This window comes from Streptomyces sp. NPDC093600 (genome assembly GCF_044764755.1).
Taxonomy (GTDB): domain Bacteria; phylum Actinomycetota; class Actinomycetes; order Streptomycetales; family Streptomycetaceae; genus Streptomyces.
Window position 1 is genome coordinate 26,587 of record NZ_JBIWIU010000016.1, and the last position, 22,252, is coordinate 48,838.

The 22,252-nt window shown below is 70.9% G+C and carries 28 protein-coding genes; 12 read left to right on the plus strand and 16 right to left on the minus strand.

Annotated elements, in window-relative coordinates; translation table 11 throughout:
* Nucleotides 1-155: 155 nt before the first annotated feature.
* A complete protein-coding gene (locus ACIRB4_RS28825) occupies nt 156-302 on the plus strand; it encodes a DUF1427 family protein (RefSeq protein ID WP_403295194.1) in 147 nt (48 codons plus the stop codon).
* A complete protein-coding gene (locus tag ACIRB4_RS28830; protein WP_403295196.1) occupies nt 299-547 on the plus strand; it encodes a DUF1427 family protein in 249 nt (82 codons plus the stop codon). Before ACIRB4_RS28825 ends, ACIRB4_RS28830 begins: the two co-directional genes overlap by 4 nt.
* Nucleotide 548: 1 nt before the next feature.
* Here ACIRB4_RS28830 and ACIRB4_RS28835 read toward each other — a convergent pair whose 3' ends face one another.
* The 6 genes from ACIRB4_RS28835 to ACIRB4_RS28860 form a co-directional block, all read right to left on the minus strand.
* Complete coding sequence (locus ACIRB4_RS28835) at nt 549-1,520, minus strand: PDR/VanB family oxidoreductase (protein WP_403295198.1); 972 nt, start codon at nt 1,518-1,520, stop codon at nt 549-551.
* Nucleotides 1,521-1,562: 42 nt separating this feature from the next.
* Nucleotides 1,563-1,796, minus strand: a complete 234-nt coding sequence (locus tag ACIRB4_RS28840) for a hypothetical protein (protein ID WP_403295200.1) — start codon at nt 1,794-1,796, stop codon at nt 1,563-1,565.
* Nucleotides 1,793-2,857, minus strand: a complete 1,065-nt coding sequence (locus tag ACIRB4_RS28845) for a Rieske 2Fe-2S domain-containing protein (RefSeq protein ID WP_403295202.1) — start codon at nt 2,855-2,857, stop codon at nt 1,793-1,795. The genes ACIRB4_RS28840 and ACIRB4_RS28845 overlap by 4 nt, the downstream gene beginning before the upstream one ends.
* Nucleotides 2,858-2,895: 38 nt before the next feature.
* Nucleotides 2,896-4,251, minus strand: a complete 1,356-nt coding sequence (locus tag ACIRB4_RS28850) for an MFS transporter (RefSeq protein WP_403295204.1) — start codon at nt 4,249-4,251, stop codon at nt 2,896-2,898.
* Between the two features lie 315 nt (nt 4,252-4,566).
* The gene (locus tag ACIRB4_RS28855; RefSeq protein WP_403295363.1) at nt 4,567-5,295 is read right to left on the minus strand and encodes an IclR family transcriptional regulator; all 729 of its coding nucleotides are present in this window, start codon (nt 5,293-5,295) and stop codon (nt 4,567-4,569) included.
* Between the two features lie 484 nt (nt 5,296-5,779).
* On the minus strand, nt 5,780-6,223 hold the full coding sequence (locus ACIRB4_RS28860) for a MarR family winged helix-turn-helix transcriptional regulator (RefSeq protein WP_403295206.1): 444 nt from the start codon (nt 6,221-6,223) through the stop codon (nt 5,780-5,782).
* Between the two features lie 106 nt (nt 6,224-6,329).
* Between ACIRB4_RS28860 and ACIRB4_RS28865 the strand changes: the two genes are divergently transcribed.
* Both ACIRB4_RS28865 and ACIRB4_RS28870 read left to right on the plus strand, forming a co-directional pair.
* Nucleotides 6,330-6,887 (plus strand): quercetin 2,3-dioxygenase, encoded by a 558-nt coding sequence (locus ACIRB4_RS28865; protein ID WP_403295208.1) that lies wholly within the window; start codon nt 6,330-6,332, stop codon nt 6,885-6,887.
* Nucleotides 6,884-7,771, plus strand: a complete 888-nt coding sequence (locus tag ACIRB4_RS28870) for an alpha/beta hydrolase fold domain-containing protein (RefSeq protein WP_403295210.1) — start codon at nt 6,884-6,886, stop codon at nt 7,769-7,771. The genes ACIRB4_RS28865 and ACIRB4_RS28870 overlap by 4 nt, the downstream gene beginning before the upstream one ends.
* Before the next feature lie 135 nt (nt 7,772-7,906).
* Here ACIRB4_RS28870 and ACIRB4_RS28875 read toward each other — a convergent pair whose 3' ends face one another.
* Nucleotides 7,907-8,572 carry a substrate-binding domain-containing protein gene (locus tag ACIRB4_RS28875; RefSeq protein WP_403295212.1) on the minus strand — a complete coding sequence of 222 codons (666 nt, stop codon included), beginning with the start codon at nt 8,570-8,572 and terminating at the stop codon, nt 7,907-7,909.
* 105 nt (nt 8,573-8,677) lie between these two features.
* Between ACIRB4_RS28875 and ACIRB4_RS28880 the strand changes: the two genes are divergently transcribed.
* The 8 genes from ACIRB4_RS28880 to ACIRB4_RS28915 all read left to right on the plus strand — a co-directional run bounded on the left by ACIRB4_RS28880 (nt 8,678) and on the right by ACIRB4_RS28915 (nt 16,863).
* Nucleotides 8,678-9,445: an IclR family transcriptional regulator gene (locus ACIRB4_RS28880; RefSeq protein WP_403295214.1), complete on the plus strand. Its 768-nt coding sequence runs from the start codon at nt 8,678-8,680 to the stop codon at nt 9,443-9,445.
* Nucleotides 9,446-9,557: 112 nt separating this feature from the next.
* A complete protein-coding gene (locus ACIRB4_RS28885; RefSeq protein WP_403295216.1) occupies nt 9,558-10,769 on the plus strand; it encodes a 4-hydroxybenzoate 3-monooxygenase in 1,212 nt (403 codons plus the stop codon).
* 85 nt (nt 10,770-10,854) lie between these two features.
* Nucleotides 10,855-11,880, plus strand: coding sequence for an amidohydrolase family protein (locus ACIRB4_RS28890; RefSeq protein ID WP_403295218.1), 1,026 nt, complete (start codon nt 10,855-10,857; stop codon nt 11,878-11,880).
* 17 nt (nt 11,881-11,897) lie between these two features.
* Nucleotides 11,898-12,587, plus strand: a complete 690-nt coding sequence (gene ligK, locus ACIRB4_RS28895; protein WP_403295220.1) for a 4-carboxy-4-hydroxy-2-oxoadipate aldolase/oxaloacetate decarboxylase — start codon at nt 11,898-11,900, stop codon at nt 12,585-12,587.
* Between the two features lie 19 nt (nt 12,588-12,606).
* A complete protein-coding gene (locus ACIRB4_RS28900) occupies nt 12,607-13,527 on the plus strand; it encodes an amidohydrolase family protein (protein ID WP_403295222.1) in 921 nt (306 codons plus the stop codon).
* Nucleotides 13,528-13,551: 24 nt separating this feature from the next.
* A complete protein-coding gene (ligA, locus tag ACIRB4_RS28905) occupies nt 13,552-14,862 on the plus strand; it encodes a protocatechuate 4,5-dioxygenase subunit alpha (RefSeq protein ID WP_403295224.1) in 1,311 nt (436 codons plus the stop codon).
* 1 nt (nt 14,863) lies between these two features.
* The gene (locus ACIRB4_RS28910) at nt 14,864-15,838 is read left to right on the plus strand and encodes a Gfo/Idh/MocA family oxidoreductase (protein WP_403295226.1); all 975 of its coding nucleotides are present in this window, start codon (nt 14,864-14,866) and stop codon (nt 15,836-15,838) included.
* A complete protein-coding gene (locus ACIRB4_RS28915; RefSeq protein WP_403295228.1) occupies nt 15,835-16,863 on the plus strand; it encodes an aldo/keto reductase in 1,029 nt (342 codons plus the stop codon). The genes ACIRB4_RS28910 and ACIRB4_RS28915 overlap by 4 nt, the downstream gene beginning before the upstream one ends.
* 160 nt (nt 16,864-17,023) lie before the next feature.
* Here the strand turns inward: ACIRB4_RS28915 and ACIRB4_RS28920 are convergent, their stop codons facing one another.
* The 9 genes from ACIRB4_RS28920 to ACIRB4_RS28960 form a co-directional block, all read right to left on the minus strand.
* Nucleotides 17,024-17,299: a hypothetical protein gene (locus ACIRB4_RS28920; RefSeq protein ID WP_403295230.1), complete on the minus strand. Its 276-nt coding sequence runs from the start codon at nt 17,297-17,299 to the stop codon at nt 17,024-17,026.
* An 11-nt stretch (nt 17,300-17,310) separates the two neighbouring features.
* Nucleotides 17,311-17,766, minus strand: a complete 456-nt coding sequence (locus ACIRB4_RS28925) for an MscL family protein (protein ID WP_403295232.1) — start codon at nt 17,764-17,766, stop codon at nt 17,311-17,313.
* Between the two features lie 70 nt (nt 17,767-17,836).
* Nucleotides 17,837-18,364 carry a GNAT family N-acetyltransferase gene (locus ACIRB4_RS28930; RefSeq protein ID WP_403295234.1) on the minus strand — a complete coding sequence of 176 codons (528 nt, stop codon included), beginning with the start codon at nt 18,362-18,364 and terminating at the stop codon, nt 17,837-17,839.
* A gap of 447 nt (nt 18,365-18,811) precedes the next feature.
* Nucleotides 18,812-19,078, minus strand: a complete 267-nt coding sequence (locus ACIRB4_RS28935; RefSeq protein ID WP_403295236.1) for a DUF4235 domain-containing protein — start codon at nt 19,076-19,078, stop codon at nt 18,812-18,814.
* Nucleotides 19,075-19,575: a DUF3618 domain-containing protein gene (locus ACIRB4_RS28940; RefSeq protein ID WP_403295238.1), complete on the minus strand. Its 501-nt coding sequence runs from the start codon at nt 19,573-19,575 to the stop codon at nt 19,075-19,077. Before ACIRB4_RS28940 ends, ACIRB4_RS28935 begins: the two co-directional genes overlap by 4 nt.
* Nucleotides 19,572-19,991, minus strand: coding sequence for a phage holin family protein (locus ACIRB4_RS28945; RefSeq protein WP_403295240.1), 420 nt, complete (start codon nt 19,989-19,991; stop codon nt 19,572-19,574). The genes ACIRB4_RS28940 and ACIRB4_RS28945 overlap by 4 nt, the downstream gene beginning before the upstream one ends.
* Before the next feature lie 91 nt (nt 19,992-20,082).
* Complete coding sequence (locus ACIRB4_RS28950) at nt 20,083-20,259, minus strand: YegP family protein (protein ID WP_403295242.1); 177 nt, start codon at nt 20,257-20,259, stop codon at nt 20,083-20,085.
* A gap of 11 nt (nt 20,260-20,270) precedes the next feature.
* The gene (locus ACIRB4_RS28955; RefSeq protein WP_403295244.1) at nt 20,271-20,825 is read right to left on the minus strand and encodes a phosphatase PAP2 family protein; all 555 of its coding nucleotides are present in this window, start codon (nt 20,823-20,825) and stop codon (nt 20,271-20,273) included.
* A gap of 40 nt (nt 20,826-20,865) precedes the next feature.
* Complete coding sequence (locus ACIRB4_RS28960; protein WP_403295246.1) at nt 20,866-21,906, minus strand: YihY/virulence factor BrkB family protein; 1,041 nt, start codon at nt 21,904-21,906, stop codon at nt 20,866-20,868.
* Nucleotides 21,907-22,252 lie beyond the last annotated feature (346 nt).

Below are 22,252 nucleotides of genomic sequence, written 5' to 3' on the forward strand. Positions count from 1 at the left end.
GGTCCGGGCGGGTGGGGTGGCCAGTGACCCAGGCAGGGTCCGCCCTGGCGGATCGCTCGCCTCCAGGCCGTCCCTGGCCTGTCAGGGCGACAGTAGCGAACCCCGTGCGGCAGACCACGCGACACCCCGGGCGGCCCTCGCCACCACGTCTTCCAGTGGCATACGTGAAGGTGCTGCTGGCCGGGATGGTGGTCGGCGTTCTGTACGTGGCACTGCGAGTGAAAGCCCCCGCTCCCCCGCCCGCCGCGCTGTGCGGCCTGCTCGGCATGCTGCTGAGTCAGGCCGCCCTGGGGGCCCTGTGACCACCCCCCGCAGGGCCCGTGCGGCAGCATTCACGCGGCGGGCGGGGGTCTCCCTCCTTGCCGGAACCGTGATGGGCGCGGTCTTCTGGGCCCTGGACGTCGCCGCACCCGCGCCGCCCCTGCTGAGCCTGACCGGACTGGCGGGCATCCTCCTCGGCGAGCGGGTCGCCACGGCCCTCCGCACGCGGTGGGCACGGCGCCACCGACCCGCGGGTCATGCGGTGGAATCCCGTCGGTACTGGTGAGTCACAGATCCAGGACGAGGCGCGGGCAGGCGGCGCGCGAGACGCAGATGAACATCGTGTCGTCGCGGGCCTGTTCGGCTGGGGTGAGGAGGGAGTCGCGGTGGTCCACCACCCCGTCGAGGACCACGGTCTCGCAGGTGCCGCAGGTGCCCTCCTGGCACGAGGACAGGACCTGCACACCGGCCTCCTCGACCGCCTGGAGGACGGTCTTGTCCGGCGGGACGGTCACCGTGACGCCGCTCCGGAAGAGTTCCACCTCGAAGGAGGCCGAAGGGGCGTCATCCTTCCGCGACTTCGGCGTGAACCGCTCCATGTGCAGCGTGCCCTCCGGCCAGGAGGCACACCGCAGCTCCACCGCGTCGAGCAAGGGCTCGGGACCGCAGCAGTAGACGAGGGTGCCGGGGGCAGGGCTGCCGAGCAGTCCGTCCAGGTCGAGAAGGCCGGTCTCGTCCTGAGGGCGCAGGGCCACCCGGTGGGGGTGGCCCTTGGCGAGCTGCCCGGCGAAGGCCATGGTGGCGCGGCTGCGTCCGCCGTACACCAGCCGCCAGTCGGCTCCCCGCTGCTCGGCGGCGGCGATCATCGGCAGGACCGGGGTGATGCCGATGCCACCGGCGATGAAGAGGTAGCGGGGGGAGTCGACCAACGGGAAGTGGTTGCGGGGGCCGCGCACCAGGACCGTGTCGCCCTCGGCCAGGGTGTCGTGCACGTAGTGGGAGCCGCCCCGGCTCTCCGGCTCGCGCAGCACGGCGACCTGGAGGAGGGAGGCGTCCCCCGGGTCGCCGCACAGCGAGTACTGCCGTACCAGGTCGGGGCCCAGCACCAGGTCGATGTGGGCGCCCGGGCTCCACGCGGGCAGCCGCTCACCGGAGGGGCGGGCCAGGCTGAGCCGGACGACGCCCTCGGCGAGGGGCTCCTTGCGGACCAGGATCAGATCGAGTTCGACCTCGGTGCGTCGAGGGCTTGTGATGGTCATGGTGGTTCTCTTTCGGGGCCGGGTTCGGGACCGGGGGCCGCTTCAGGCGAAGGCCGCGTGCCGAGGCTGGGGGGTGGACGCGGGAGCGGACTCCGGGGCAGGGCCGGGGCGGTGGTCCTCGGGGTGGCCCAGGAGCCAGTCCCACAGCTCCACCGGGTCCTCGAACTCCCGCCGCGCACCGCAGTGGCAGACGGCCGGCAGCCGGTCGGTACCGAGCAGCCAGTGGATGCGGTGGACGTTCTCGCCGGAGTGGGTGGGTGGGTGGAGCGGGGTCATCGGGCCACCGCCGGGGCCTGCGTCGCGGCCCCCTCCTGAGCCAGGCGGGCGAGAATGCGGCGGGCGGCAAGGCCGCCGGTGTCGATGTTGATGCTCAGCTCCTGGTAGCCGGCCTTCTCGGTGTCCAGGGACTTCTGCAGCACGTTGAGGGCGACGACGTCCTGCATGACCACCGTGTGGTTGTTACCGCGCAGGAATTCGGTGACGTCCTGGTCGTCGAGGGCGAAGTCACGGGCCACGGCCCAGAAGTCGTACACCGTCTTCTCCGTCGAAGGGGTGATGCCGTAGACGACCTCCACGTGGAAGGCGTGCGGGTCGCTGCCGTCCGGATTCGGCCCGGGCGCGCCGATGGGCGCGATGCGCGAGTGGAGCAGGTAGAGACAGGGAGCGTGGTACTCGACGTCCTGCCAGCGGGTGATCCGGCCCTCGATGCCCGTCGACTTCGCATAGAACGGCGGGCACTCCGCGTCGTCCATATGACGGCTGACGTATACGATGCCGGCCGCGTCGTCGACCTCGGTGGTGATGGGCGTCTCGGCGACCTCCGGGGTGCCGATGTAACCGCCGTGCAGGTACGTCTCGTGCGACAGGTCCATGAGGTTGTCGACGAGCAGCCCGTAGTCGGCGTCGATCGGCTCCATGTCGGACACGACGGTGTAGTCGGGCGAGTCCATCCACGGGGCGCGGGGCGGCAGGGTGTCCCCCGGCTCTCGGTCGCCGATCCACACCCACACGAAGGAGTCCTGCTCGACGACCGGGTAGGTCTTCAGCCGGGCGGTGCGCGGGATGCGCTGCTGGCCGGGCACGGAGACGCAGCCGCCGTCGGTGCCGTAGGTGAAGCCGTGGTACCCGCACACCACCCGGTCGCCGTCCAGCCGACTCGGCGCCTGCGACAGCGGGAAGCGCCGGTGCACACAGCGCTCCGACATCGCCACCGCCCGGCCGTCCTCGGTGCGGTACAGCAGGATCGGCTCGCCCAGTACGGTGCGTCCGAGCAGCTCGCGCCCGACCTCGCGGCCGTAAGCGGCGACGTACCACTGATCGCGTACGAATGCAGTCATGATCGTTTCCTTCGAAGTGGGGCGTGGGGCGTGGGCGTTCAGTGCGTGGTGCCGGCGGCCGGGGCCGCGGCGGCAGGCTCTGTGTCCCCTGTCGTGGCGGGGCGCAGCAGCAGGAGGAGCGCCGCGGTGGTGATGAAGATCAGGCTGACGGCCAGGTAGAGGTTCTGCGGGGTCCAGCCGGCGTCGAGCATGCCGCCCGCGAGGGTGGGGGCGAGGATCGCGCCGATGCGGCCGACCGCGAGGGCGCTGCCGAGTCCGGTGGCCCGGATCCCTGGCCCGTAGGTGGCCGGGGTGAGGGCGTACAGGCCGGCGACGGAGCCGTTGGCGAACAGGCCGATCACCGCCCCCAGGACGAAGGCGGCCCCCAGCGAGGACGTCGAGGCGATGAAGGCCGACAGCATCACGGCCGTGGTGATGAGGTAGGCGATGAGTACGGAGCGGAGCGTGAAGCGGGCGGCCAGGGCCCCGAGCGCGGCCGCGCCGAAGATGCCGCCGAGGTTGAGCAGTGTCCCGCCGGTGAGGCCCTGGGTGCCGGACAGGCCGGCCTCGACCAGCAAGGTCGGCGTCCAGCTGGTCACGAAGTAGAAGCCGGCCATGACGAGGAAGAAGGCGGACCAGAGCAACAGCGTCGAGCGGCGCAGCTCGGGTGAGAGCAGTTGGCGGAATCCGGCCCCGACTCCGGACGGTCCGGCGGTGGGCTCAGGCAGGCTCTCCAGCGGCGGTCGGCCCATGCGCCGTGCCAGGGCGTTGATCCTCTCCAGGGCGCCCTTCGGCCTGCGGGAGGCCAGGAAGTCCACGGATTCGGGCAGGGAGAAGTAGGCCAACGGGACGGCGACCGCGGTGGCCAGGCCGCCGGTCAGGAAGACCGAGCGCCAGCCGAACTGCCCGATCATGCCGACCGCGAGCAGCCCGCCCACGGTGGCGCCGACCGCGTAGCCGGTGGAGTTGAGGCTGACGGCGAGCCCGCGCCAGCGGCGGGAGGCGTATTCGCCGGCGATGACATTGCTGCCCGCCAGGACGCCCCCGATGCCCACTCCGGTGACCACACGCAGCACTCCGAGCTGGAAGGGCGACTGGCTGACCGAGGAGAGCAGCATCCCGGCGGCGGCCACCGCCAGGCAGCCGAGGATGACCGGCCGGCGGCCGATCCGGTCGGCCCACGGGGCGACGCACAGCGCACCCAGAGCCATGCCGACGAGGCCCGCGCTGAGCAGCAGCCCGAGCTCGGAAGAGCTGAGCCCCCACTCCGCCGACACGGCTTTTCCTGTGAAAGCCATGACGAGTACGTCGAAGCCGTCGAGCATGTTGAGCAGGACGCACACCGCGATCGCGCCCCATTGGAAGCGGCTCATCGGCCCCTCGTCGAGGGCGGCGCGCAGAGAGGGGCCGGTCACCTGACGATTCCGGGACGGAAGGCAGAGGGTGGCAGAACCATGGCAGCACTCCGTTGTCGACTGCGTGGTGGCCGTCGACTCCGTCCCCTGCGAGGCGGGTGCGGCCCCGGCGGACCGGGGCCCGGGCGTCGACCGGTGCGGACCATCGTGGGGTCGGCGCCCTCGGGTCACCAGGGGTCTTTCCGGATGCCGGGAAACGTCTGCGTCATACCGGCCGCGCTGCCGTGGCTGACGGACATCGGGACCTGACCGCAGCAGCTTGGCTCGTGACACGGCATGGGCGCGTACGGAAGCTCAGGCGCAGGACTGCGGGGTTCAGACCTGAGGCGTGATCATGGCGCGGGAGATCGCCCGGGCGCTGGTACAGACGAGCCGGGCCAGCGCGTGCGCGGAGGTGCTGCCGTGGCGTACCACCAGCGAGACCGCGGCGATCACCGTACCGTCGCTGCCGTGCACCGGGGCAGCGACCGACAGGGCGTCCATCGTGACCTGGCGGTCGCTGACCGCGTAGCCATGGGTCCGCGCCTCGGCCAGCATGCGCCGCAGCTCGCGCGGATCGGTGACCGTGCATGGCGTGAAGCGCTCGAGGGGGCCGGCGAGCGCCTGCTCCTGTATCTCGGTGGGGGCGTGCGCGAGCAGCACCAGCCCGACGCCGGTGGCCGTGAGGGCGAAACGCCCGCCCACGCGCGTCAACACGGGCACCGCACCGGACCCCGCGATGCGCTCGACGAAGACGACCTCTGTACCCTCGCGCACCGCGAGCTGAACGTTCTCCCGGGTGATCTGGGAGAGGTCCTCCAGGAACGGCAACGCCCGCTCGCGCAGGCCCTGTCCGCGGGGCGCGAGGGAGGCGACTTCCCACAGCCGGAGGCCGACGCGGTAGCACCCCCTGTCACCGCGCTCCAGCGCTCCCCAGGCGATGAGCTCACCGAGCATCCGGTGCACGGTCGACACCGGCAGCCCGGACCGCCGGGACAGCTCGCTCAACGTCATCTCCGGGCAGTTCGCGCTGAACGCCCCGAGGATCTGCAGGGCGCGGCCCAGAACGGGCCCGGTGGCCGACTCGGAGCCGCGGCGGCGGGTCGTCGGGGCGCCCGCTTCGCCCGCCGATGGTGAAGGCTCCTCCGGTGAAAGCTCCTCATCGGCATGCCGCGGCTGACGTACGAGCGAGTCTTCCAAGGCGCCCTCACCGATTCCCGACTGTGCGTTCCGGTCGGCCGTCGCGCGGCAGCCCGCGGCGGCCTGCCTGACGACCCGCAAGCGACTCGTCCGCTGCCGTGGCGGTCAGTGTGCAAGAAGGTCGCGGCCACGTCGAGACGTCGGAACTTTCCTGTCGCGGCCTCGCCACGGAACGCGAGCAGCGCGGAGCCTGGCCCGGAGGGCCCGCACCGCCCCCGGCCGGCGGGACGGTCCACCGCACGGATCGAGGAGCACGCGGTCCCCGCATGGTGAACGGCAGATTGCAGCGAACCCGACCGCGCCAAGATCTGCCACCTCAACGCCGAGCGCCTGCTCCGCCTCTGAAGCCTCACTCGGGATTCGGTGAGGGCGGTCGGCCCCACGGAGTTTCCAGCGTCACCCGCAGGGCATCGACCGCCTTCTGGCCGATCCGCTCGGCGAGCTGCGCTTCCAGCCGGTCGAGGATGATGCCGGCCTTTCGGTGCGCGCGCTCTCCTTCAGGGGTGCGGCGGATCAAGCGCTGCCGGGCGGAGGCGGGGTCCGGGACTTGTTCGAGGAGTCCGGCGGCGACGAGGCCGTGCACGGCCTGGTGCGCGGTCTGGCGTGTGACGCCCATGCGCCGGGCCAGCTCGGAGACCGTGGTGCCCTGGTCGTCCAGCACGGCGAAGAGCTGGACCTGCGTCGGGGACACCGGCGTGGCTCCGGCTGCTTCCAGGCCCGCCAGCAGTCCTTCTTCGAACCAGCGCCGGGCGTCGCCGAGCAGCTGGGGGAGGTTACGGCGGGTGGACTGCATCTGTTCCTCACATGGGGCCGGGCTCGTCATCCAACGCTTGATTATCGACAGGCTTCCATGTCAGGGTACCTGACATTATTCGCAGCGTCCGATCACGGAGAAGCACATGACCATCGAGTACGCCACCCGCTACCGGCAGGCATCACGGATACCCGCGGAACCGGGCAAGCCCTACTTCATCGAGAAGGGAGAGGGAGACCGCGCCCATCTGTTCGGCGACCTGATCACCATCTACGCCGGCGGCGAGCAGACCGAGAACACCTTCAACTTCTTCACCGTCGAGGGCCCCAAAGGCGACCTCATCCCGGCCCACCTGCACACCGACACCCACGAGGTCTTCTACATCACCCAAGGCGCCGTCCGGCTGTTCGTCGAGGACACCGAGGGCCACCAGCAGGAAAAGCTGCTCACGCCCGGCGACTTCGGCTTCGTACCCAAGAACTGCCGCCACGCCTACCGCATGGAGCGCCACCACAGCCAGGTCGTCGGCGTCGCCGCCGGCCCGGGAGGCACCTTCGAGCGCTTCTTCGAGAACCTCGGCGCGCCTGCCGAGCAACTCGGCCTGCCCCACCAGCCGGTCGTCCCCGCACCCCACAAGTTCGCCACCGTCCCCGAGCAGTACGACGTACGCTTCCTGCCCGACCACCAGTGGCGGACCCGATGACGGCAACCGGGCCCTCGCTGCGGGAACTGATCACCGCACCCCACCCCGACCACGCTCCCCTACCGCCTGCCGTGGCGCACGAGACGTGCGTACGAGAACTGCGCGGCGTCCCCTACGCCGATGTCGAGGGCAGCCGTCCGCTGGAACTCGACCTGTGGCTGCCAGAGGCCGTCCAGGAGGAGCCTCTTCCGCTGGTGCTGTTCGTGCACGGCGGCGCCTGGCGACGCGGCCGGCGCGACGACATGGGGATGCGCACGCGCCACTGGAGCCCCAAGCCCTTCGCGCGCATCGCGGCCGCCGGTATCGCCGTCGCCTGCGTCGACTACCGGCTCAGCGGCGAGGCCACCTTCCCCGCCCCGCTGGACGATCTACGCGCCGCACTGCGCTGGCTCACCCTGCGCTCCGCGGAACTCGGCATCGACACCGCGCGCACGGTGGCGTGGGGAGAGTCTGCCGGCGGACACCTCGCCTCGCTCCTCGCCCTGACCCACGCCGACCCGCCACTGGCCGGCGCGGTGATCTGGTACGCCCCGAGCGATCTCACCGCCGCCCGGGGCAGCTTCAGCCCCGAGGACGCCGCCACCCCTGAGGCACTCATGCTCGGCGCGGCCCCGTCAGCCGAGCCCGAGCGCGCCCGCGCGGCCAGCCCCCTCGCCCATGTCCACTCCGGCGCGCCACCGTTCCTCCTCGTCCATGGCGAGCACGACACCATGGTGCACTGCTCACACAGCCAATCCCTCGCCGCGGCACTGGAAGGAGCCCGGGCACCGGTCGAGTTGCGCACAGTGCCCGGCGCCGACCACGGCTGGCACGGGCTTCCCGACGCCCAGGTGGAGGAGATCTTCACCGGCACCCTGGCCTTCGCCCGCCACATCGTGGCCTGACCGCAGCCTGTGACCCCGGGTGCCCCGCACCTGGGACTGCGGCTTCAGCAGATCGGTGGCCTCCGCCGTGCGCGACACACACCGGACGCCGCACACCCCGCCTCCGGGCGGACGGCGACACTTTCCGGACACTCCCTAGTCCCCAGGCGCCCGCATGCCCCTGGCCCGGGCGGTACTCGACGCCGCGTCGGAGCCGAGGAGGTCCAGTACTTCGCGGGCGAGGCTCGGCCGGCTGGAGGCGGTCAGTACACCCCCGCTGAACGTCGACCTGATGGCGGTGTCACCTGGCAGCGGGCCGATGACGACGACGCCCGGCAGGTCCATCAACTCGCTGTGCTGCTGAAAGGCCAGGTCTGCTTGGCCGGACGCCAGCAGGCTGCCTGCCGGCATCCCCGATGGTGCTTGAACAAGCCGATCGGACAGCGTGTCAGCCAGCTCCAGCCGGGTGATCAGAGCGATGAGGGCCGTGCCGCTGGGACCGGTGGAGTAGGCGATCCCCTCCGCGGACGTCAGCGCGGCTCGCAGGTCGGATTCCGAGCCGAGTGCCGGAACGGGGGTTCCCTCCGCCACGGCGGCGACGACCTGCGAGATCCACAGCGGTCTCGTCGTGCCCTCGAGGATGTGCCCTTCCTTCTCCAGCTCGGCCAGTGCGCCGTCGGCGAGGACGAGCAGGTCGGCCTCGGCACCTTCGCGCACCCGCCGCGCGATCTCGACCCCGCCGGCGGAATCGAAACGTACGGGGAGCCCGTGAGCGAGCCGGATGTGTTCGGACAGCTCGGCCAGTACGGGCCGTGTCGCCATCGAAGACAGCCCAGAGATGTCTCGGTCCACATCGCCTCCTCGGTGTCCGGCAGATGGTAAGGCGAGCGGCCGCGTGCCTCAACGCCGGTCTGCGAGACTGGCGACGTGAGCACAACCCGGAGCACGGCGGCCGGCAAGGTCCTGGAGGTCCTCTCGGCCTTTGACCGCGAGCACCCGTCGCAGACATTGTCGGAGATCGCCCAGCGCACGGGTCTGGCCCTGAGCACCACGCACCGGGTGGTGGCCGAGCTGGCGGGCTGGGGCATCCTGGAGCGGGCCGAGGACGGGTCGTGGCATGTGGGGCTGCGGCTCTGGGAGATCGCCTCGGGCTGCCCGCGCACCCAGATCCTGTGCGATGTGGCGCTGCCGTTCATGCAGGACCTGTACGAGGTCACGCACGAGAACATCCAGCTCGCGGTGCGGGAGGGCACGGAGCTCGTGTTCGTCGAGCGGATCGCCGGGCACCGCTCGGTGGAGCTGCTGACCATGGTCGGGACGCGCTTCCCGATCGCCTCCACAGGGATGGGCCGGGTGCTCCTCGCGCACGCGCCGCAGGAGATCCAGGAGGAGGTCCTCGACGCGCCGCTGCGGGCATGGACCCCGCACACGGTCGTCGACCCGAAGGCGCTGCGGGCGCAGTTGGACCGAATCCGCCGCGAGCACGTCTTCGTCAGCGACCGGCAGCTGTCCGAGAGCACGGTCGCGGTGGCCGCGCCGGTGCGGATCGGGCGGGCCGGGCCGGTGAGCGCCGCTCTGGGGGTGGTGATCACGGCGCAGGGCGCGAGCCGGGCGCGCCGGCTGCGGGAGCCGCTGCTGCGAGCCGCGCACGGGATCTCGGAGGAGCTCGGCCGGCGTACCCGTACGACCTCCTGAAGTCCCTGGATCGCGACGGGCTTCCGCCTGACGGAAACGGCAGCGACCTGGCACAGGAGCGGGTGTCAACGTTCGGGGTGTTCGGAACGTTCGCGGTCGCTCAGGAGTTGCCATGGCCGATGCCCCCGTCGACACCGTCGCCTCGGTCCCCGTAGCCGTGGTCGGCGCCGGTCCCGCCGGCCTCATGCTGGCGCACCGGCTCGGGCGCGCGGGGGTCGGGACGATCGTGCTCGACACCCGTACCCGGCGCGACATCGAGACGACGCAGCGCGCCGGGATCCTGGAGGCCGACGTGGCCCGGGACCTGGTCGAGACCGGGGTCTCCGACCGGATCCTGCGGGACGGCCACGAGCACGAGGGCACCGAGCTCCGGTTCGGCGGCCGGGCGCACCGGATCCACTTCAAGGCCCTGGTGGGCGAGTCGGTGTGGCTCTACCCGCAGACCGACGTGTTCATCGACCTGGCCGACGCGCGGGAGCGCGACGGCGGCACGGTCCACTTCGGCGTCAGGGACACCGAAGTCCTCGACATCACCACCGACGCCCCGCGGGTCCGGTACACCGCAGCCGACGGGTCCCGGCACGAGATCCGCGCGCGGTACGTGGTCGGCGCGGACGGGTCCCGCAGCATGTGCCGTGACCTGGTGCCGGAGGACCGGCGGACGCGGTACGGCAAGGAGTACCCCTTCGCGTGGTTCGGCATCCTCGCCGAGGCGCCGATGAGCGCGCCCGAACTGGTCTACGCCCACTCCGAGCACGGCTTCGCGCTGATCAGCCGGCGCACCGAGTCCGTTCAGCGCATGTACTTCCAGTGCGCCCCCGACGAGTCCGTCGACGCCTGGTCGGACGACCGCATCTGGGAGACCCTCCAGGCGCGGGTGGCCGGTGAGGACGGCTTCCGGCTGAAGGAGGGGCCCGTCGTCGAGAAGACGGTGCTGCGGTTCCGGTCGTTCGTGCAGGAGCCGATGCGCTGGGGCTCGATGGTGCTCGCCGGGGACGCCGCGCACACCGTGCCGCCGACCGGCGCCCGCGGGCTCAACCTGGCGCTGCACGACGTGAAGGTCCTCGCCGACGTCCTGCTGCGGGCCCTCGGCCGCGAGGGCGAGGCCGCGCTGGACGCGTATCAGCCGCGGGCCCTCCAGCGGGTGTGGCGGGCGCAGAACTTCTCGTACTGGATGACCCGGCTGCTCCACACCGTGCCCGGTGCCTCGGCCTTCGACCTGCGGCGCCAGCTCGGCGAACTCGACAACGTGGTGGGCACGCGCGCAGGACGGACGTACCTCTCGGAGCAGTACACCGGCTGGCCCGTCAGCGCCCAGGACTGACCGCCTCCCCGGCCCGTCAGCGCCCAGGGCTGACTGCCGCCCCGGCCCGGCCGGCTCCGGCCCCGACACCCCCAGGAGACCTCCCTTGATCATCGACTGTCACGGTCACTTCACCACCGCACCGCCGCAGTTGGCGCAGTGGCGCGACCGGCAGATCGCGGCCGTCGGCTCCCCCGCGGACGCGCCCGACCCCGACGACCTCGTCATCACGGACGACGACCTGCGCCGGGCCGTCGAGGGCAACCAGCTGCGCCTGATGGACGAGCGCGGCAGCGACCTGACGATCTTCTCCCCGCGGGCCAGCTTCATGGCTCACCACATCGGCGACTTCCAGGTCTCCTCGACGTGGGCGAGGATCTGCAACGACTTGGTCCACCGCGTCAGCGCCCTCTACCCCGACCGGTTCGCGATGGGCGCGATGCTGCCGCAGTCCCCCGGCGTCGACCCGGCGACCTGCCTGCCCGAGCTGCGCCGCGCGGTCGAGGAGCTGGGCGCGGTCACGGTCAACCTCAACCCGGACCCGGCGGGCGGCCGTTGGACGGCGCCGCCGCTGACGGACCGGAGCTGGTACCCGCTCTACGAGGCGATGGTCGTGTACGACATCCCCGCGATGATCCACGTCTCCACGTCCTGCAACCCGGCCTTCCACACCACCGGCGCGCACTACCTGAACGCCGACACCACGGCGTTCATGCAGCTCCTCCAGGGCGACCTGTTCGCCGACTTCCCGACGCTGCGGTTCGTGATCCCGCACGGCGGCGGCGCCGTGCCGTACCACTGGGGCCGGTTCCGCGGCCTGGCGATGGCACTGGGCAAGCCGGACCCGGAGACGCTGCTCGACAACGTCTTCTTCGACACCTGCGTCTACCACCAGCCCGGCATCGATTTGCTGACCCGCGTGATCCCCAGCCGGTCCGTCCTCTTCGCCAGCGAGATGATCGGCGCCGTCCGCGACATCGACCCGCGCACCGGCCACCACTTCGACGACACGAAGCGCTACGTCGACGCCACCCCGCACCTGTCGGACGAGGAACGCGCGGCCGTCTACTCCGACAACGCCCTGCGCGTCTACCCCCGCCTCGCCGCCCGCCTCGCCGCGGCCGGCCGCTGAACCCAGGAGAAGTACGCATGGAACACACCGAGATCGGCGTCGTCCGCACCAAGATCGACCGGGCCGAACCCAGGGCCGTCGCCGAGCTGTCGAAGTACGGCGTCGCGACGATCCACGAGGCCATGGGCCGGGTCGGGCTGATGCGCCCCTACCTGCGCCCGGTCTACCCGAAGGCCCGGATGTGCGGCACCGCCGTGACCGTGCTGCTCCAGCCCGGCGACAACTGGATGCTGCACGTCGCCGCCGAGCAGATCCAGGACGGGGACGTCGTCGTCGCGGCCTGCACGACCGAGAGCGAGGACGGCTTCTTCGGCGAGCTCCTCGCCACCTCCTTCCGCGCCCGGGGCTGTCAGGGCCTGGTCATCGACGGCGGTGTCCGCGACGTCGCCGACCTGGAGGACATGGACTTCCCCGTCTTCTCCCGCGCGGTCAACGCCAAGGGCACTGTCAAGGCCACCCTCGGCTCGGTCAACGTGCCGGTCGTCTGCGGCAACGCCCTCGTGCGCCCCGGTGACGTCGTCGCCGCCGATGCCGACGGCGTCGTCGTGGTACCGCGCGAGCGGGTCGCAGAGGTGGCCGCCGCATCGGCGGCCCGCGAGGCGAACGAGGAGGGCAAGCGCACGCAGTTCCGCGCCGGGAGGCTCGGCCTGGACATGTACGGCATGCGCGGCCCGCTGGCCGAACTCGGCCTGCGCTACGAGGACTGACGAGGACGGACCTGAACCCATGACGACCGACTTCGAGACGACCCCGGGCTGGCTGGACTGGTACGCCGACCCGAGCCGACCGCGGTTCCGGCTCCCCGAGGGCGCCGTCGACGCCCACTGCCACGTCTTCGGCCCGGGCGACGAGTTCCCGTACGCGCCCGAGCGGAAGTACACGCCGTGCGACGCCTCCAAGGACCGGCTCTTCGCGCTCCGCGACCATCTGGGTTTCACCCGCAACGTCATCGTGCAGGCCACCTGCCACGGCGCCGACAACCGCGCCCTGGCCGACGCCCTGCGCGCGTCGAAGGGCACGGCCCGGGGCGTGGCGACCGTACGCCCCGACGTCTCCGACGAGGAGCTGCGCGAGCTGCACGAGGCGGGGGTGCGCGGCGTACGGTTCAACTTCGTGAAGCGGCTGGTGGACGCGGCGCCGCGCCAGGACCTGCTGGACGTGGTCGAGCGGATCACCCCGCTGGGCTGGCACGTCGTCGTCTACTTCGAAGCGCCCGACCTGCCCGGCCTGCGCGACTTCTTCCTGTCGATCCCGGTCCCGCTGGTCGTGGACCACATGGGCCGGCCCGACGTGACCAAGGATCCGGACGGGCCCGAGTTCGAAGCGTTCCTGGACTTCCTGCGTGCCCGGCCGGACATCTGGTGCAAGGTGACCTGCCCGGAGCGGCTGACGGTGGGCGGCCCGCCGGCCCTCGACGGCGAGCAGGAGGCGTACCGGGACGTGGTGCCGTTCGCCCGGCGGGTGGTCGAGGAGTTCCCCGACCGGGTGCTGTGGGGCACCGACTGGCCGCACCCCAACCTCACCGACCACATGCCCGACGACGGCCTGCTGGTCGACTTCGTCCCGCACATCGCGCCCACGCGGGAACTCCGGCACAAGCTCCTCGTGGACAACCCGACGCGCCTGTACTGGCCTGACGCCGACTGACCTCCGTACGATTGGAAGCCCACCATGTCACTGGACAAGAGCTACAGACTGGTGCCGGGGACGACCATCTTCGACGCCGAGCAGTCCGCCAAGGGCTATCACCTCAACCAGTTCTGCATGTCGCTGACGACGGCCGAGAACCGCGCGGCCTACCTCGCCGACGAGCGCGCCTACCTGGACGCGTGGCCGCTGCGTGAGGAGCAGAAGCGGGCGCTCCTCGACCGCGACCTCAACGCGGCGATACGCGAGGGCGGCAACATCTACTTCCTCGCCAAGTGGGGTGCCACGCTGGGCTTCTCGTTCCAGCGGATGGCCGGCTCGATGACGGGCATGACCGAGGAGGAGTACCGCGCCATGATGGTCGGCGGCGGGCGCTCGGTCGAGGGCAACCGCATCGACCACGCCGTCCTGGACGCGGCGTACACGAATCCGGAGCCGTCGGCCGAGCACGCCACGATCACCGGCGCCGTCTTCACCTCGCACGTGCCGGCGATCGGCGCGGCGCTGGACCACGGCAAGACCGAAGAGCCTTACTGGCAACCTGTCTTCGAGGGATACGAGTACTCCAAGGCGTGGGAGCGGGAGAACGTCCCCGACGTGATCTTCCTGGTCTACAACGACCACGCCAGCGCCTTCGACCAGTCGATGATCCCGACCTTCGTCCTCGGCACCGGCGCCTCCTACCCCATCGCCGACGAGGGGTACGGGCCCCGCCCCGTGCCCGGCATCGAGGGCGACCCCGATCTGGCCGCGCACATCGCGCACTCCCTCATCCGGGACGACTTCGACCTCACCCTCGTCAATGAGATGGCCATCGACCACGGCCTGACCGTCCCGCTGTCGCTGATGTTCGGCGACGTCGAGAAGTGGCCGTGCAGGGTCATCCCGTTCCACGTCAACGTGGTGCAGTACCCGGTCCCCTCCGGCGCCCGCTGCTTCAAGCTCGGCCAGGCGCTGCGCAAGGCCATCGAGTCGTACGACCGCCCCCTCAAGGTCCAGGTATGGGGCACCGGCGGCATGAGCCACCAGCTCCAGGGCCCGCGCGCCGGCCTCATCAACCGCGAGTGGGACAACGCCTTCCTGGACCAGCTGATCGCCGACCCCGCGGGGCTGGCCGAGGTGCCGCACCTGGAGTACGTCGAGGAGGCCGGCTCTGAAGGCATCGAGCTGGTCATGTGGCTGATCGCCCGCGGCGCGATGAGCGACGTGGACGGCACCGGCGCCGTCGAGGTCAAGCACCGCTTCTACCATGTGCCCGCGTCCAACACGGCCGTCGGCCACCTGATCCTGGAGAACCACCCCCGGGCCGAATCGCCCGCCGAAGGAGAGAACTGACATGACCGACGACCGAACCCTGCGGATCGCCCTGGCCGGCGGCGGCGCCTTCGGCGCCAAGCACGCGGCCGCACTCCGCCGCATCGAGGGCGTCGAGGTGGCCGCCGTCGTGAGCAGCAGCCTCGAACGGGCCCAGAAGTTCGCCGCCGAGCAGGGCGTGGGCCGCGCCGTCGCCTCCCTGGACGAGGTGCTGGCGATGGACGACATCGACGCCGTCGTCCTCGCCACCCCCACCCAGATGCACGCCGCGCAGACCCTGGCCTGCCTCGACGCGGGCAAGCACGTGCAGACCGAGATCCCGCTCGCCGACTCCCTCGCCGACGCCGAGGCGTGCCTGGCGGCGCAGGAGCGCACCGGGCTCGTCGCGATGGTGGGCCACACCCGCCGCTTCAACCCGAGCCACCAGTGGGTGCACCGGCGGATCGAGGCCGGCGAGTTCAACATCCAGCAGATGGACGTGCAGACGTACTTCTTCCGCCGGGAGAACCTCAACGCGCTCGGGGAGCCGCGCTCCTGGACCGACCACCTGCTGTGGCACCACGCCGCGCACACCGTCGACCTGTTCGCGTACCAGACCGGCTCGCCGATCGTACAGGCCAACGCGATCCAGGGCCCGATCCACACCGAGTTGGGCATCGCGATGGACATGTCGATCCAGCTGCGCGCGGCGAACGGCGCGATCTGCACGCTGTCGCTGTCGTTCAACAACGACGGGCCGCTCGGCACGTTCTTCCGCTACATCGGCGACACCGGCACCTACATCGCCCGGTACGACGACCTGTTCACGGGCAAGGACGAACCGATCGACGTGAGCGGTGTCGACGTGTCGATGGACGGCATCGAGCTCCAGGACCGCGAGTTCGTCGCCGCGATCCGCGAGGGCCGCGAGCCGAACTCGTCCATCGCCCAGGTCCTTCCCTGCTACCGGACGCTGGCGGCGCTGGAACAGCAGCTCGCCGCCGCCGCGGGCTCGTGACCGCGCCGACGCGTGCCGGCGCGGGGTGGGCCCCGCGCCGGATCGGGCCCTTCGAGGTCCCGGCCGTCGGCCTGGGCTGCATGAACCTGAGCCACGCCTATGGCGTCGTGCCCTCTACGGAGGACGCCGAGCGGCTGCTCCTGACGGCGCTGGAGGAGGGCGTGACGCTCTTCGACACCGCCGCCCTCTACGGCTTCGGCGCCAACGAGGAGCTGGTCGGTCGGACGCTCGCTCGGCACCGGGACCGGATCGTGCTGGCCAGCAAGTGCGGCATGACCGGCGTCGACGGCCGCCGCGTCATCGACGGCCGGTCCGAGACCCTGCGGCGTACCGTCGACGAGGCGCTGGCCCGGCTGCGTACCGACGTGATCGACCTCTACTACCTGCACCGGCTCGACCGGGCGGTGCCGGTGGAGGAGAGCGTCGGGGCGATGGCCGGGCTCGTCGAGGCGGGCAAGGTGCGGGCGCTGGGCCTGTCCGAGGTGTCCGCCGCGACCCTGGGGCGGGCCCACGCCGTGCACCCGATCGCCGCGCTGCAGAACGAGTACAGCCTGTGGACGCGCAACCCCGAGCAGGGGACCCTGGAGGCGGCCAGAGAACTCGGCGTCGCACTCGTGGCGTTCAGCCCCCTGGCCCGGGGGTTCCTCACCGACGCGCCCCCGGACTTCGACACCCTCCCCGCGGGTGACATCCGCCGGGGCATGCCCCGCTTCGACGAGCGCCACTATCCGGGCAACCTGGCGCTGCGGAGCGAGCTGGAGAAGATCGCCGGCGACGCCGGCCTCACCCTGCCGCAGCTGGCCCTGGCCTGGGTCCTCTCCCGTGGTCCCCACGTCGTGGCCATTCCGGGAACCCGGTCCGGGCCTCACCTGCGGGAGAACCTGTCCGTCCTCGACCTCGACGTACCCGGCGAGGCCCTCGAAGCGGCCGGACGGGTGCTGAACGGCACGACCGTCCACGGGGCCCGCTACAACGAGGCCATGCTCGCCGAGATCGACACCGAGCGCTGCGGGCGAGCAGGCTGAAGGCGGGTCGGGCCGAGCGGTACCGACACGGAGGTCGGTACCGCTCGCAGATGGCCAAGTGCGGCCCCGCCTGCCGCCGAGCAGGCGGGGCCGCGCTGCTGCCTCCGATGCGCCGGAGGGCCGGCGCGCAGGAGCGCCGGCCCCGGCCTGCACGGGCCTGTCAGGCGGTTCCGCGGAGGTCCCGCACATCGGCGCCGGTGGAGATGAGGGTGCCGTCATGCTGCTCGTAGTGGGACAGGGCGAGGCCGAGGCCGAAGAATGTGGGCGCCCACTCGCCGACGAACAGGCCCCACCTGTCAGCGCGGGCCAGGCCGGTGCCGGGCTCCATTTTCAGCGACCCGGCCCACACAGCGACGGTGAGGCCGATGGAGGCGAGAGCGGCGGTGTAGGCGTGCTCGCTGCGTATGCCCATGTCGTGCAGCTTCTTGATGATCATGGTGTCTCCGTTCAGCTGGCTAGCCCCCCAAACGGTCCCCATCCACCGTGGCACGGTATGTGCCGAACCGCCGCTCGGGGCATACGCTGGTAAACCCCAGGGGCGCCTGGAGGTGCTGCGATGCCGGGTCGTCCGATCTGCAGCGGTGCCAGTGGAGGCCCGTTCACCGGCGCGCTGGGTGGTCTCCCCCGCCTCGGCGGGTACAGCGGGCAGGGGAACGGTGCAGGAAGCGCAGCGTCGGGCCTGGGCGGGGACGGTTGATGAAGGCGCCATACGGGAACTCGTGGCGCCCACGGTGAAGGTTTGCGGCTCATGTCTCCGGTGACGCCGGTTGCCAGCCCGATCAGTGGGGTCAGGAAGGCGCGGACGAAGCCGTTCACCACCGCGGTGAACGCCGTCCCGATGACGATGCCGACGGCCAAGTCGACCACGTTGCCTCGCAGAATGAAGCCGCGGAAGCCGTTCACCTTCTCACGCCTTGAGGATTTCGACGTCTACGGGCGGCGAGGATGCTGTCAGCCGCTGACGAGCGTCGCGTCAGACAGAGGCCGACGCGTGGGGACAGCGCGGGGCGTCGGTGACAGTGGGAATGCGCATCCGGCGCAGGAGATCACGCGTGGTTCGCATGTGCAGCGTGCTGCGCCACGCAAGACCTGGGTGGCGGGCACGCAGGTGGGAAAGCGCCCGGGTGCCCAGCCCCGTGCTGTGGAACCGCTCGTCGATGGCGATGCCGGTGATGACACCATGGGCGCAGTCGGAGCAGATCCGGTACTGGACCTGGCCGACGACCTGGCGGATGTGAACCAGGAGGAGGCATTCCTCGCCTGGCCCGGAGTGGTCCGGAATGTGCGTGGACAGGAAGTCGATCGCCCGGTATGCGAGGATCCGTCGGCGCAGCCGGCCGGTGGTCCGGCCGCGCCGTGAGTGCTTGGCTCCGCCTCGGCCAGACGGCGCGTTCTGGGCTGTGGGGGCCGGTCCGAACAGAGTGCTCGCGGGACGCGCATGTTGTCCGTGCATGGGCTTCGTGTGCCCGGAGCAGCAAGCGATACCCGCCCCGGATGTCATTACGCTGCTCGTGGCCGGTCCGCGACGCCGTGCGGTGTGCCGGCCGGCGCGACCCGGTGCCGGGCTGGGGGCGCCCTACCTGTGCCGGCACTCGCCGTCGCGGTGCGGGTGGAGGGACGTGCGCCTGTTCCAGTACTGCTCGAGGTGGGTGCCGGTTTCCCGCAGGGCTGGGTCCAGGAACGAGGTATGCAGCTCGGCGACGCGGTCGGGGGCGGAGTTCTCGCCCGCCGGTGAGGCGCTGGGTGTCGCCAGGGTGCCTTGGCGGCGCCGGCACCGTGTGCGTCGCGGGCCGCGCCAATTGCCCGCCGGCGGGTGAGCAGCACGGCGGTGGTGAGAGCGGCGGCTGCGAGGGTGGGCAGCCCGGGGTGCGCGGCCACGACTTCCTCCAAGTTCCTGGTCTGGCGGCGCCGGTCCTCAGGGCGAGGCCGGCGCCGCCCTTGGATGGTTTCAGCCGGGCCACGTTCCGGTCAGGCGACGGATGGTGGCGGCTCCGGACCGGTCGACAGCGGCCTTGACGACCGCGAAGACAGCGCCTTGCAGGGCTGCGGCGACCAGGACTTCCTGCCAGGTGCGGTGCTCGTCGGTGGCGTCGGGGGCATCGTCGTCGTGGCCGATCATCTTCCAGGCCTGCTTGAACGCCGCGCCGGCGATCATGCCGCTCACGGCGCCGAGCGCCATGCCGATCGGCTTGTAGGCGATCTTGGATGCTTTCATCGGCACCTCCGGTTGCTACGCAGGAGCAGGAAGACCACGAACGCGACGGCCGCGGCGATCAGGGGCGTGCGGTTGGCCTTTGCCATGGTCGCGGCCGACTCAGCCTTCTCGCGGACCGGGTCCGGGGTCTTCTCGGCGGCGAGCTGTCCGGCGCGGGTCGCGGTGTCGCGTAGCTGGGCCGCTGCGTGGGCGGCCCTGTCCAGGACCGGATCGGGGGTCTTGTCCTTGACCAACTGACCGGCGTGCGCTGCCTTCTCCCGGAGCTGGTCGCCGACCAGGGTGGCCTTCTCGGCGGCCTGCTCCTTGAACTCGGCTGCCTTCTCGGCGGCCTGCTCCTTGAACTCGGCTGCCTTCTCCTTGGCCTGCGCCTTGACGTCGGCCTTGGCCGCCAACGCCTCCACGGTCATGCCGAGCTCCTCGCGGGTGTGCTCGACCTGCTCGCGCAGCTCCTCGGGTGTGGGTGCGGCGTCCTTGTCGCCCTGGGAAGGGGTACTCATCGGTGTGCTGCCTCCTTGATCTCGGCCACGTCGGCCTTGACGCCGGCGATGGCTTGCTCGGGTGCGGGGGTGCCGGCCCTGGTGATCTGCTTCTTCCCGGCCGCGGCCATCCCGGCTGCGACGGCCGCCAGCAGGGCGGCGATGATCAGAGCCGAGGCCCAGACCGGGAGGAGCAGGGCGAGGGCCGCGATCACACCGGCGACCAGCGCCTGTGCGGCCAGGAAACCGACCAGCCCGGCCCCACCGAACAGGCCGCCGCCCATACCGAAGCGTTTGCCCTTCTGGGTCATCTCCGCCAGGGCCAACCGCATCTCTTCGCGGACCAGCTCCGAAATCTGCTGCGACGCCCGTGAAACGAGGTCGCCCAGCGATTCCTCGGAGCTGCCCTGGCCAGGGTGCCGCCCAGTGGCGCTCATCTACTCTCACCTTCTCCGCATGCTCGGTGCTTTACGGCGCGATGGCTGCACGATGGCCGCCATTCGTGTCGTCTGTGCGGTTCAGGGCCGGTCAGCGGCCCGAGTTGCTACCGGTGGTGTCCTGAATGGGGGCGTCGGCATTGCGCTTGACGGAGTCGATGCCGTCCAGGCAGGCGCGATGGCTCTCGTAGTGCTCGCTGGCCGCGATGCTCTGGCCGTCCGTTTCAGGGCATACAACGGCGCGCTTACCCCGCAGGGAACCGGTCACCCGCCTGCGCATCATGGCCATCCCCAAGGGCGGATCAGGATGCGGGGCGCCGTCCGGACGAGGGCGGCCGCGGTCAGGCCGATGGCGGCGCCGGCTGCGACGTCGGAGGGGTAGTGCGCGCCGCTGTGGACCCGCTCGATCGCCACCAGCGCCGTCGGGACGGCGCAGACGGCAGCAGCCCACGGCCATGATGGCGCGACGGCCGCCGTGAACGCGACGGCAGCGGCGGTGTGCCCGGAGGGGAAGGAGGAGCTGTCGGGCCGGTCTTCGACGTCGTCGTGCGGAATCCACTCCTTCGGCGGCCGGCGTCGCTCCACGACCTGCTTCGCGACCCCGTTGGAGAGCAGTTCCGCTGCTGCCATGCTCATGATTCCGGCGGCTGCGGCTTTGCGGCCCTTCCACCCGCCGCCTGCCGCCATGGCCACGGCGGCAGCCCACCACAGCTTCGTGTGCTCGGCTGCTTCCTCCACCGGAGGCAGGAGCCGGCGGGCCCAGTCGGAGTCCCAGGCAGCCATCCGCCGGGTCAGCCTATGATCGCCGTCGCGCATCGCCATCAGGATTCTCATGCGGTGACCCTTGCCCGCCCGCGGCGCCTCCACACAGTGATCACTCCATGCGGCGCCGGTCTTCATCGCTCCACTTACGGGTGTCGCGGGGCTCGACGTAGGGCTCCTCGTTCTCCGGGTGGCCGCCGGCGACCGCACGCTGGCGGGCCATCTCGGCGTCGAACTCCAGGCCGAGGAGGATGGCCAGATTCGCGATCCACAACCACACCAGGAAGATGATCACTCCGGCGAGGGTGCCGTACGTCTTGTTGTACGAGCCGAAGTTCGCGACGTAGAACGCGAAGCCGGCCGAGGCCAGCATCCAGATCACCAGCGCCAGGAGACTCCCCGGCGTCACCCACTTGAACCCGCGGCCCTTGGCGTTCGGGGCGGCCCAGTACAGGATCGCGATCATGATCGTCACGAGCAGGACGAGAACCGGCCACTTCGCGATCGACCACGCCGTAAGCGCCGTATCGCCGACGCCAAGGGCAGCGCCCGCCTGCCGAGCCAGCCCGCCGGTGAAGACGACGATCAGCGCGCTGACCACGGCCAGGATCATCAACGTGACCGTCAGCGCCAGCCTCAGCGGCAGCACCTTCCACACCGGACGCCCCTCCGGCATGTCGTAGACGGCATTCGAGGTCCGGATGAACGCCGCGACGTATCCGGAGGCCGACCAGATCGCGACGGCTAGGCCAACGATCGCCAGGAGCGAGCCGATTCCTGCGTTGCCCTGGAGTTGCTGGACCGCGTTGCTGATCACGTCGCGGGCCGAGCCGGGTGTCATTTTCTGCAGGTTGTCCAGCACCTGTTTCGTCGCCGATTCGCCCGCGATGCCGAGCAGCGACACCAGCACCAACAGGGCCGGGAAGAGGGCCAGCACGCCGTAATACGTGAGAGCCGCGGCCCGGTCGGTGAGCTCGTCGTCCTTGAACTCCTTCAGCGTGCCGCGCAGCACCGCCATCCACGACCGTTTCGGCATTTCCGAGAGTTGATCCGGCGCCCGCTCCTCGACCTGCTCATCGGGACCCACGCTCCCGGACCCACCTGCAGGGGGCTCTCGATCGTCACCGTGCTCGGGTTTCGGTGTACGTGTCATACCCCGGCGGCTTTCCCCTCAGGCGCGCTCCATGCACCGCCAAAGTCGGCGGGACGGACCGACTGCGTGCGACCTGCAGGCATAAAAGAGGACAAAAAGAGTATATCTTCACATAAGGTCGTGAGCACGATCACTCAGGACCGGATCCCCTCTGTACTCGACCACCCGGTCTACGACTCCGACGGAACATGCTTGGCGAGGCAAGCATGTCTTCCTCGACGATGGGTCAGCATCAAGACCGGCAGAGGTGCTGAGCGTCGGCACCGACGACGCCGACGTCCTCCAGGCTCTCCTGCGCAACACAGCGACCGTGCACTACGAAGGTGAGCCGCCGAACCGTGATGTT

Excerpts from the sequence above, each read along its gene's own strand:
- ACIRB4_RS28835 (WP_403295198.1), bottom strand. The coding sequence starts at position 1,520 with ATGACCATCACAAGCCCTCGACGCACCGAGGTCGAACTCGATCTGATC.
- ACIRB4_RS28840 (WP_403295200.1), bottom strand. The coding sequence starts at position 1,796 with ATGACCCCGCTCCACCCACCCACCCACTCCGGCGAGAACGTCCACCGC.
- ACIRB4_RS28845 (WP_403295202.1), bottom strand. The coding sequence starts at position 2,857 with ATGACTGCATTCGTACGCGATCAGTGGTACGTCGCCGCTTACGGCCGC.
- ACIRB4_RS28860 (WP_403295206.1), bottom strand. The coding sequence starts at position 6,223 with ATGCAGTCCACCCGCCGTAACCTCCCCCAGCTGCTCGGCGACGCCCGG.
- ACIRB4_RS28865 (WP_403295208.1), top strand. The coding sequence starts at position 6,330 with ATGACCATCGAGTACGCCACCCGCTACCGGCAGGCATCACGGATACCC.
- ACIRB4_RS28870 (WP_403295210.1), top strand. The coding sequence starts at position 6,884 with ATGACGGCAACCGGGCCCTCGCTGCGGGAACTGATCACCGCACCCCAC.
- ACIRB4_RS28875 (WP_403295212.1), bottom strand. The coding sequence starts at position 8,572 with ATGGCGACACGGCCCGTACTGGCCGAGCTGTCCGAACACATCCGGCTC.
- ACIRB4_RS28885 (WP_403295216.1), top strand. The coding sequence starts at position 9,558 with ATGGCCGATGCCCCCGTCGACACCGTCGCCTCGGTCCCCGTAGCCGTG.
- ligK (WP_403295220.1), top strand. The coding sequence starts at position 11,898 with ATGGAACACACCGAGATCGGCGTCGTCCGCACCAAGATCGACCGGGCC.
- ACIRB4_RS28900 (WP_403295222.1), top strand. The coding sequence starts at position 12,607 with ATGACGACCGACTTCGAGACGACCCCGGGCTGGCTGGACTGGTACGCC.
- ligA (WP_403295224.1), top strand. The coding sequence starts at position 13,552 with ATGTCACTGGACAAGAGCTACAGACTGGTGCCGGGGACGACCATCTTC.
- ACIRB4_RS28910 (WP_403295226.1), top strand. The coding sequence starts at position 14,864 with ATGACCGACGACCGAACCCTGCGGATCGCCCTGGCCGGCGGCGGCGCC.
- ACIRB4_RS28920 (WP_403295230.1), bottom strand. The coding sequence starts at position 17,299 with ATGATCATCAAGAAGCTGCACGACATGGGCATACGCAGCGAGCACGCC.
- ACIRB4_RS28930 (WP_403295234.1), bottom strand. The coding sequence starts at position 18,364 with ATGACATCCGGGGCGGGTATCGCTTGCTGCTCCGGGCACACGAAGCCC.
- ACIRB4_RS28935 (WP_403295236.1), bottom strand. The coding sequence starts at position 19,078 with ATGAAAGCATCCAAGATCGCCTACAAGCCGATCGGCATGGCGCTCGGC.
- ACIRB4_RS28940 (WP_403295238.1), bottom strand. The coding sequence starts at position 19,575 with ATGAGTACCCCTTCCCAGGGCGACAAGGACGCCGCACCCACACCCGAG.
- ACIRB4_RS28945 (WP_403295240.1), bottom strand. The coding sequence starts at position 19,991 with ATGAGCGCCACTGGGCGGCACCCTGGCCAGGGCAGCTCCGAGGAATCG.
- ACIRB4_RS28955 (WP_403295244.1), bottom strand. The coding sequence starts at position 20,825 with ATGAGAATCCTGATGGCGATGCGCGACGGCGATCATAGGCTGACCCGG.
- ACIRB4_RS28960 (WP_403295246.1), bottom strand. The coding sequence starts at position 21,906 with ATGACACGTACACCGAAACCCGAGCACGGTGACGATCGAGAGCCCCCT.